This window comes from Paenibacillus tabacirhizosphaerae, from assembly GCF_040812395.1.
Taxonomy (GTDB): domain Bacteria; phylum Bacillota; class Bacilli; order Paenibacillales; family NBRC-103111; genus Paenibacillus_E.
Window position 1 is genome coordinate 1 of sequence record NZ_JBFNXH010000036.1, and the last position, 10,122, is coordinate 10,122.

The 10,122-nt window shown below is 46.1% G+C and carries 7 protein-coding genes; 6 read left to right on the top strand and 1 reads right to left on the bottom strand.

Annotation, left to right across the window (positions count from 1 at the left end):
- Positions 1 to 237 precede the first annotated feature (237 nt).
- On the bottom strand, positions 238 to 909 hold the full coding sequence (locus ABRS97_RS27620; protein WP_367819399.1) for a DUF559 domain-containing protein: 672 nt from the start codon (positions 907 to 909) through the stop codon (positions 238 to 240).
- Positions 910 to 1,127: 218 nt separating this feature from the next.
- Between ABRS97_RS27620 and ABRS97_RS27625 the strand changes: the two genes are divergently transcribed.
- From ABRS97_RS27625 to ABRS97_RS27650, 6 genes are all read left to right on the top strand, one after another.
- Entirely contained in the window at positions 1,128 to 2,069 is a 942-nt protein-coding gene (locus ABRS97_RS27625) for an ABC transporter permease (RefSeq protein ID WP_367819398.1), read from the top strand.
- A 17-nt stretch (positions 2,070 to 2,086) separates the two neighbouring features.
- Positions 2,087 to 2,971: a carbohydrate ABC transporter permease gene (locus ABRS97_RS27630; protein WP_367819397.1), complete on the top strand. Its 885-nt coding sequence runs from the start codon at positions 2,087 to 2,089 to the stop codon at positions 2,969 to 2,971.
- 51 nt (positions 2,972 to 3,022) lie between these two features.
- Entirely contained in the window at positions 3,023 to 4,591 is a 1,569-nt protein-coding gene (locus ABRS97_RS27635; RefSeq protein ID WP_367819396.1) for an ABC transporter substrate-binding protein, read from the top strand.
- A 253-nt stretch (positions 4,592 to 4,844) separates the two neighbouring features.
- Positions 4,845 to 5,219: a response regulator gene (locus ABRS97_RS27640; RefSeq protein ID WP_367819395.1), complete on the top strand. Its 375-nt coding sequence runs from the start codon at positions 4,845 to 4,847 to the stop codon at positions 5,217 to 5,219.
- 121 nt (positions 5,220 to 5,340) lie between these two features.
- Positions 5,341 to 8,451, top strand: a complete 3,111-nt coding sequence (locus ABRS97_RS27645) for an ATP-binding protein (protein ID WP_367819394.1) — start codon at positions 5,341 to 5,343, stop codon at positions 8,449 to 8,451.
- Positions 8,452 to 8,461: 10 nt separating this feature from the next.
- The gene (locus ABRS97_RS27650; protein WP_367819400.1) at positions 8,462 to 9,559 is read left to right on the top strand and encodes a response regulator; all 1,098 of its coding nucleotides are present in this window, start codon (positions 8,462 to 8,464) and stop codon (positions 9,557 to 9,559) included.
- The last annotated feature ends 563 nt before the right edge of the window (positions 9,560 to 10,122 follow it).

Here is a 10,122-nt window from a genome sequence, read left to right on the forward strand (position 1 = left end):
CGAACCCCAACCCCAACCCCCTGCATCCCCGGCCTCCTGCCCTTCCACGAATAATTAACGGTAATTCCTCCAGCTAATTCGGCAGTAAGCTCATTACAAAGTCCATTAACAGGAAAATCTCCATCTAATTTGACTTACCTTTGAGAATTGACCGATATCGATCAAATTAGCTGGAGCAATTCCATCTAAATAGACCCAAATGAAATCTCCTCCAGGAATTAACATCATATTTTCCAGTTAATCCAAATAGTCGAGAACACCTCGAGCCAATTCGTACCGAACAATCCGCTCTTTGTTGCCGCGAAAAGAGGGGAGCAACAGGCCTTTTGCACACATTTTTTTCAACATGAGGACTGCCGTCCTGTGATCAATTTCAAAATGATGCTCCACATCCTTTGGTCGGATGGGCTTGGCCAGCGCAATCGCGAGTCGGACGATTTCTTTCTCTGCGAGGAGCGCGCGCGAGACAGGCGCTTGTCCGGGTTGGTACTTGCTTAGCACCATGCGAAGCAAGGTGATGCATAGATCGGGACGTTGCTCTACGTCGTCGTAAGCAAAAGATATGACGTGGAACCCCATTGCGTGCAAGAACGTTTCACGGTTCAACTCATTGCAGTATTTCTGTCTGTCCATGTCCCGAACGTGGGCGGCGAAGCCTTTAATTTCAATGATAAGTTTAACGAACCCAGGCAGCCACGCATAATCGGCAAAATAAGATCGGCCCCGCCAATCGAGCACCTCGTATTCGGGATGCAAGTCCATGAAATTACCCCGAAGCGGCCACCAAACATATTTAAGAAATAACGACTCAGCATGCCGATGCCCCCTCGCAAGCCTGCTCTGGCGCTCTCCTGATCTTTTTGAGAGATGCAGACGAATAAATTCGCCACACGTTTCTTCACAACTCATACCCTCATCCTCCTCATGAAAAATAAAAAAACGTCCCGTATCCACTCATCAGAATGGAACGGGACGTTCTTCGTCATTTGCCTCTGATTATAAAGCATACGCATAAACAAGACAAACGAGATAGTCACAATCGTATCAATTGTGGTCACAGAACTGGTAGGGCGAACATTGAATCGAAAATATAATGAAAGTACCAACCAAGGAGGATAGATCGCGCTATGACAACAAAACAACTTACTTATAAGCATACGTTCTGGAGGCAGATGTTCAGGTACAAAGCGCTTTGGCTTATGGCGCTGCCGGGCGTCATTTATATGCTGATTAACAACTACTTGCCGATGTTCGGCACGATCATTGCTTTCAAAAACATCAACTACGCCAAGGGCATTTGGAAAAGCGACTGGGTCGGCTTCAAAAATTTCGAATATTTGTTCAGTACCACCGACGCCTTCGTCATTACCCGCAATACACTGCTCTATAACGCGGTGTTCATCTTAATTACGCTCATCTGCTCCGTCTCCTTGGCCATTATACTTAATGAAGTAAGAAAACAGCTCGCTAAGAAATTTTATCAGAGTGCGCTGCTGCTTCCATACTTTCTGTCTGCAGTAATCGTAGCTTACCTGGTGTACAGCTTACTGAGCTCGGAATATGGATTCCTGAATAAAATCGTCTTGCCGTTCTTCGGCGTAGACCCGGTTGCATGGTACAACGAACCCAAATATTGGCCTTACATATTGGTCATTGTGAATACTTGGAAGGGTGTCGGATACTCCTGCGTCATTTACATTGCCGCAATTGTCGGGATCGACAGCGAGTATTATGAAGCTGCGGTGATTGACGGCGCGAGCAAATGGCAGCAAATTCGCCACATTACAGTTCCGTTGTTGATGCCGGTCATTATAACGATGGTGCTGTTGTCCATCGGGCGTATTTTCTACGCTGACTTCGGATTGTTCTATCAGGTGCCGCTCGATTCAGGCATGCTGCTTCCCGTAACCAATGTTATCGACACGTATGTGTACAGGGGCTTGCTGCAGTTGGGTGATCTGGGGATGTCTTCCGCCGCCGGTCTATATCAATCACTTGTAGGTTTTATATTGGTGCTAGTGTCTAATGCGATTGTTCGTAAATTTAACCGCGATCAGGCGCTGTTCTAGAGAAGGAGGGAGTTCGCTTGGCGAGTCAAACCAAAACGCATTGGCTTTTACATCTCATATTCATCGCCATTGCATGTGCAACGATTTTACCGATTATTCTCGTCTTCATGGTGTCCATCACCGATGAAACGACGATCACTCAACATGGTTACTCGTTTTTCCCGAGCAAAATCAGCTTTGAGGCATACAAGTATTTATTCTTGGATTCAATGACCATTATCAGGGCGTACGGGGTCACAATTCTGATCACCGTTGTGGGTACGCTTGCCGGCCTCATGCTGACGGCTCTGCTGGCCTATCCGATATCCCGCAGGGATTTTCCTTACAAAAATATGCTGACCTTCTTCGTCTTCTTCACGATGCTGTTCAATGGCGGATTAGTGCCTTGGTATCTGGTCTTTACCAAACTGCTTCCGCTCAAAGACACGATCTGGAGCCTGATTATCCCGGGGCTGCTGATCAACGGGTTCTTCGTGCTCATAATGCGCACCTTCTTCGCGAACTCGATACCGATGGCGATCATCGAATCGGCTTACATGGACGGAGCCAGCGAATCGCGAATATTTGTTCAAATCGTGCTGCCGCTTTCCACGCCTGTGCTCGCGACAATTGGCTTATTTAATACGTTGGGGTATTGGAACGACTGGTTCAACAGCATGGTCTTCCTGACGGATTCCAAGTACTACAGTTTGCAGTATTTGCTGAACAAAATTTTGCTCAACATTCAATTTCTTTCCCAGAATACCCGCAACAACAACGCTTCGCAAATTATGGCTACGCTGCCTACCGAAACGGTGCGTATGGCGATGGCGATTGTCGGGGTAGGGCCAATTGTTCTCGCCTATCCGTTCTTCCAAAAATATTTTGTTAAAGGCCTGACCGTGGGCGCTGTAAAAGGGTAAAGCCGAAATTTATCGGTTTATCATATATAATTTAATAATGGAGGGGTTTCCGTGTTTCAACCAAAAAGAAAACTGGTTTCAATCGCTTCATCAGCTTTAGTTTTATCCATGGCGCTTACGGCTTGTTCCAGCAGTACAAAACCTGCGGCACAAACAAGCACAAGCACGTCCAAACAGGAAGCGGGTGCGACAACAGAGGCTAAAGCAACATCGTCCGCTAAAGATTTGAAACCCTATAAATTGGTTATGATGTTCCCCTCCGGCGTAGTGCCGAAAGATTTACCGGCCGTGCAAGACGCAATGAGCAAATATTTGACGGAAAAAATAAACGCAACGATTGAACTCCGTCCGATCGACTGGGGCACGTGGGATAACAAAAGGAACCTCATGTTCGCTGCCGGCGAGCAACTCGATTTGATGTTTACCGCTTCCTGGTACCATTTAGGCGAAGAAGCGGCGAAAGGCCAGATTATTCCTTTGGACGACTTGATCAATAAATACGGTCAAGGCATCAAAAGTGTGCTTGATCCAGCTTACATTGAAGGCGGCAAGCTGAACGGCAAATCCTACGGCGTTGTGGCGAACAAAGAGTTTGCGGCAACGAAAGGCGTGGTCATGCGTAAAGATCTCGTCGACAAGTATAAAATCGATTTGTCCCAAGTGAAAGAACTGAAGGATCTCGAGCCTATTTTCAAAACCATTAAAGACAATGAACCAGGCATCACGCCGCTTCAGGTGAAAAATGACCGTTCTCCAGCTAGCGCTGTGCTCGGCTTTGGTATGTTCGATATGTTGGGCGACGGACCGGGCGTGCTGGATCGCGAAAGCAAAGAGCTGAAGGTAATCGACATGTTCGAAACACCGCAATTTATGGAAGCGGTTAAACTGATGAACAAATGGTACAAATTAGGCTATGTAAATAAAGATGGAGCTACGAATAAAGATAGTGAATTCTTGGCTGTTAAAGCAGGCAAAGCCTTCTCTTATGGCGAATCTATGAAGCCTGGTTTCGAAATGCAGGAGACGCGCAACACCGGCATGCCGATGGTTACAGTGGAATTGACGAAGCCTTACACAACAACGGGCGATACGACCAGCGCCATGTTCGCAATTCCGAACACGTCCAAAGATCCGGAAAGAGCGATGATGTTCCTGAACCTGCTCTACACGGACAAATATTTGCTCAACCTGATGGATTGGGGTATTGAAGGCAAGCATTACATTAAAGCAGGAGACAACATTATCGATTACCCGCAAGGCGTAGACGCAGCAACTGTAGACTACAACTTGAACCTCCCGTGGATGTTCGGTAACCAACTCAACTCCTATATTTGGAAAACGGAAGACCCTAAGATCTGGGATCGTTACAAGGAATTTAACACAGGCGCTCAAAGATCGATCGCGCTCGGCTTTGTTTTTGACCCTGAGAAAGTGAAAAACGAAGTTGCCGTTACGAACAACATCGTTATACAATTTACCGGCGGCTTGTACAGCGGAACGATTGACCCTGAGAAATATCTCCCTGAGTTTGTAAGCAAAATGAAAGCGGCAGGCATGGATAAAATTATTGCCGAGAAACAAAAACAATTGGATGAATGGGCGAAAGCGAATAAGAAGTAACCCCTGCGATAAGAAAAGAGCTACAACACATGCTATGGCGTGGGTTGTGGCTTTTTAATTTTCGGGTTCTCAGATATGTATCGGATTCACTTCGTAAACCCGGAAGGAAATGAACTCTTTCTCGATATAAATCGCGTTTTTGTGAGAATTTTGCGAGAACCGATTGATAGAATGTAATATCGTACAGCAGATGGTGGAAAAGGCCAAGCTGATCGGCATACAACCAATATTGATGACGGAAGGAGGATGTTTCATGGCTAAAGTGCTGGTCGTTGACGATGCGGTATTTATGAGGGCAATGATCAAAGATATTATTCTCAGTATGGGACATGAAATTGCAGGTGAGGCTTCCAACGGCCACGAGGCCGTAAGGCTCTATGCTTTGGTGCATCCGGACCTAGTGACTATGGATATTACAATGCCGGATATGGACGGCGTAACGGCTGTAAGAGAAATACGGAAGATCGACTCGAAAGCCAAAATCATCATGTGCTCAGCGTTGGGCCAGAAGGCAATGGTTCTCGAAGCCATTACTTCCGGTGCGAAAGACTTCATCGTTAAGCCTATCCAGAAAGAACGGGTTATGGAGGCGATCGACAAGGTGTTATTGGGGGCAGGAGAAGCGTGATTCATGCTGGAGGAATTAAAATGATAGTCTCAAACTGGGTCCGATCTTTTGAGTTTTTGTGTATAGATAATGATAGAATGACGAAAGAAGCGTTGAATTCCGGGTAAAAGGGGATTAGTCATTGAACAGGAGTTATTACCGAAAGGTCATCAGTATTGGTTTCATTTTTATATTCTTCATGTCGTTGCTTACAGTGATTTATTCTCAAACGATTCCGCAGCGGGACGCACCTCTAGCGAAGCAGGGGGTGTTGGATTTGTCGAATTGGGATTTGCATAAGCAGGGATGGGTTAACTTAGATGGACAGTGGGAGTTTTATGAGGGGGAATTGCTAGAGCCTACGAATTTTCGAGATGGCGTGCGTACGCAAGTATCGTATATATCCGTTCCAGGAACGTGGAAAGGAAAATCAGCGAGTGGCGGCATGACTTCTAAAGGGTATGGAACATACCGTTTGAGAGTGTTGGCCAAAGATACCGATGAAGTTCTAGGGTTAAAAATAAGGAGTATCCGTACTTCCAATCGGATTTTTATTAATGGCAAGCTGGCAGGAGAGAGCGGTCGTCCTGCATCGGATGTGGCGGTGAATAAGCCGGGTAATACGCCGTACACCGCGTCTTTTCACACGGATACCAAAGAAATCGAAATTGTGATTCAAGTGTCTAATCACGAATTCGTCACGGGTGGCATTGTTAACTCAATTCCGTTTGGATTGGAGTTAAACATGTCGAAGCTGGACGGCTTGCAACTTGGGACTGATATCGGGATTATATTCATTTTGGGCATGTTCGGCGCCTACCATCTCTGTGTTTACTTCCTTGGACGAGGGGAGCGAACCTACTTGCTCAGCGGGACATATCTGCTCCTGCTCATGTTGGAAAAAGCGCTTTACGGCGAGAAATTGTTACAGAGATTGCTGCCGGATCTTTCTTTTTTTATTGCCTACAAGCTGTTGGATTTAAGTGAATTTATGAGCGCAGTGGTCATTATCCTTTTCTTCTGTTCCGTCGAATCCCGCCTCATGTCGGCTCGGACGATGAAGCTGATCCTGGCTCCGTTAGCCCTCTATATTGCAGGGGTTATCGCGCTTCCTTACCGTTTGCATATCAATGTGAAGTATGTTTTTTTTCTATACTTATTCTTCGTTATCCTTTATATCATCAGCAGAATGGTATATTTATGCATCCAAAGCCAAAGCGGTTCATCCGATCGGAAGGAATTGATGCTTTTTATTGGCGGAAGCGTTTCGCTGGCGGTCTTTCTAGTAGACGGAGGTCTTTATTCGGAAAATGCGGTTCCAAGCGATATGGCTGGGAAATTCGGGGTGATTAGTTTCATCATTTTTATGAATATTTTACTTGCCATACGATTCTATAATGCTTATAAGAAGACGGAGATTCTGACGAATCAGTTAGCGATTGCCAACGAACGCAAGGATGAGTTTTTATTGCATACGTCTCACGAACTCAAGACTCCGCTGCATGGCATTCTGAATATGGCCTCTCACCTGCTGGATGACGAAGAGAATCCATTATCATCAAAGCAAAAGCAAAATCTGTTGCTGATCAAAGATACGTCGATCAAGCTGTCTATGCTGATTCATGATTTGCTGGATGTCTCCCGCTTGAAGCATGGTGAGCTGCTCTTGCACCCAACCGTCGTGGATGTCAGGGTGGCAGCGCAAATTGTATTCGATGTACAGCAATTTGAACTATTGGGCAAAGCCGTGAAGCTGGATAATCAAGTAGGCTCTGATGTCTGGGTGCAAGCGGACGAGAACAGGCTGCGGCAGATTATGTATAATTTGATTAGCAATGCCATCAAGCACACGGATAAAGGGTCGATCAAGGTGATATCGAGCATTGACCAACATACCATAACAATTTCGGTGGAGGATACCGGAACGGGGATTCCCAAGGAAAAACAGGCCATCATTTTTGAATATTTCGAGCAACTCGACGAGCCATTGCCGAAGGATGGATACACAGGGATGGGTGTCGGTTTGTATATTAGTCGCAAGTTAGTAGAGCGGATGGACGGGGAGATTTGGGTGGATTGGTCGGAAATCGGTCAAGGTACACGCATGTCGTTTACATTGCCGGCTGCCGTCCAAGCACCTGCTCGTCGTGAAACTCCTTATGGCTTGGAAGAACAACAGCGAAATGACAGTAGCGATCAGCAACTGGATATTTGGCAGGGGCATGAGCATACGATAATGATCGTTGACGATGAAGCTTCGAATATCCATACGTTGTTGAACATTTTGAAGCGGCAACCTTACAATGTCATCACCGCATTCTCTGCTAAAGAAGCGCTGGACAAAATAGAAGCGTATCCACAAGTAGATCTGGTCATTCTGGATGTCATGATGCCTGGAATTTCGGGTATTGAGTTGTGCCGGAGATTGCGAAGCAGCCACTCTATTTTTGATCTGCCCATACTGTTCGCGACAGTGAAAGACACTTCGCAAGACATTGCGCTTGGCTTCCGAGCCGGGGCTAATGATTACTTGACCAAGCCGTTCCATGCGGAGACATTGCTTGCCAGAATTCAGACATTGATCGCCGTAAAAACATCCCTCCAAGAAGCGATTCGACATGAACAAGCGTTTCATCAAGCGCAGATCAAACCGCATTTTCTGTACAACGCCTTGAGCAGTGTGATTTCGTTCTGTTATACGGACGGTGAAAAAGCGGCGTACTTATTATCCATGCTCAGTCAATACCTGCGACACATTTTGGACAGAGGCCATTCTGTGCTGTTCGTTCCACTCTATCAGGAAATAGAGCTGATCCAGGCCTATGTGGAAATTGAGAAGGCCCGTTTCGGAGAACGTTTTGCCTATAACTTTTATTGCGACGAGGGTTTAAACCATGTAGAAATTCCCTCGTTATGCATTCAGCCGCTTGTTGAGAACGCGATCCGGCACGGTTTGTTCGAGAAGGAAGGTCAGGGCAAAGTAACGCTGTCAATTAACGAAGAGGCAGATTGCATTCGAGTGACGGTCGAAGACGATGGCATCGGTATACCAGAGGATCGGCTGCACCGCTTGATCCAGAGAGAGAGGGAGGGCTTCGGCATTGGCATTTATAATATTTGCAAACGTCTCGATTCTTTGCCAGGGGCATCGTTGACAATCCGTTCGGAGATGGGACAAGGAACTCAGATAACGATGTATTTACCTTCTAAAAACAACCAGATTTCAGGAATTAGTCAATGGAGGAGGGCCTAGGTTGTATAAGGTGATCATTGTCGAGGATGAAATACCGACGCTGAATTTAATGAAATATGTCGTAGGGCAGAATCAATATTTTACCATTGTAGGTGCATTCACAAGTCCGCTCGAAGCACTTTCCCTTCTGCCTAAGCTTCGTCCGGATATTGCTTTCCTTGATATTGAAATGCCGAGGATGAACGGGCTGGAGCTTGCGGAAAAGATATGCGAGGTATTGGAGCATACGAAAATCGTCTTCACGACAGCCTACAATCATTACGCGCTGGATGCATTCAGAGTGTATGCCTTTGATTACATTTTAAAGCCCGTGACGGCAGCCGCGATTGATCGGATCGCAGGCAGGTTGATCAAACTGCAGCATCTTCCTGCCGAGCGGCAAGAGGGGGCTGTTTCAATTCGGTGCTTTGGCGGATTTGAGGTTCGAAATCGGGAAGGAGCGCTGGTTCGCTTTCCAACACGCAAGACGGAGGAATTACTCGCTTTTTTTCTCTGTCATCCAGGGATGGATCTTAGCAAGTGGCGTCTGGCGGATGTTTTATGGCCAGAAATGAGCGAGGACCGCGCATCACATAATTTGCACAATACGATTTATCGCTTAAAAAAGCTATTGAAAGAGCAAGAGATCGGCATGGACATTCTGAAAACGAACGAGGGGTACACGCTGGACCCTGCGGATTATTCGTATGATGTGCTGGAATATGAGCAGTATGATGTTTCGGCGGCGGAACGATTACAGGATACCTCCCAAGCGGAACAGTTATGGTCGCTCTACAAAGGTCCGCTGCTGAAGGGCAAAGATTACCTCTGGAAAGCTTCGCTGGAGGAAGGATTTTATAAAGAATATACAGCTCTTGCACACAGCTTGATTGAACTGGATCTTGCCAGGGAAGAGTGGAGAAAAGTGGAGTATCGGCTGGAAGCTTACCTGCTTGTGTATCCGCTGAATGAGGAAATGAATCGAATGCTGATGGACCTTTATTGGAGTTGCGGGAATAAGGAGAAAATGACCCAGCATTATGCGAGGTACGAAGCTGCCATCCGATTGGAAATGGACATGGATCCATCGTCGGAGATGAGAAGTCGGATTGCGTCTTATTTGGCATGATGCAGGGATGCATGATTACGAAGATAGATTTAGCAGGGAGACAACTGGCCGTTCCTCTTGTTTTTTCGGCTTCTTCAATAGTTGCAAACAATGCTTGAACCTTTTCCTGGAGCTTTGCCTTATGCTTGCGTGATTAGCTGTCTCGTCCGCCTCCAGGATACACCGCGTCAAAAATGGCGTCGTCCAGTCGATTGACGGCAGTAATCACGACGTGAAAAGGGTGCCCCTCAGTCATTTATATGACTTTTGGGACACCCTTTTCTTCGAGCTCTATCGTTGTTTACATGTATCGAAATAAAAGTTTGCATTACCCAAATATCTATGCTATATTATGACTCCTGTCCTAAACGGGCAGCACGAGAAACGCTTTTGTACGGTCTGCATGTGTTGAGTATCTTCACGTATGGATTGAAAAAAGAACTTGAAAAAAAGTACTTGCAAAAGATTTTCTGACATGGTATATTACATCTCGCTGCTCCGGTAACACGGCAGTGAACGAAAGAAATTGTTCTTTGAAAACTGAACAACGAGTGAAGAAGCACGAACGAGCAATCGTTCAAAAA

Excerpts from the sequence above, each read along its gene's own strand:
- ABRS97_RS27620 (WP_367819399.1), bottom strand. The coding sequence starts at position 909 with ATGAGTTGTGAAGAAACGTGTGGCGAATTTATTCGTCTGCATCTCTCA.
- ABRS97_RS27625 (WP_367819398.1), top strand. The coding sequence starts at position 1,128 with ATGACAACAAAACAACTTACTTATAAGCATACGTTCTGGAGGCAGATG.
- ABRS97_RS27640 (WP_367819395.1), top strand. The coding sequence starts at position 4,845 with ATGGCTAAAGTGCTGGTCGTTGACGATGCGGTATTTATGAGGGCAATG.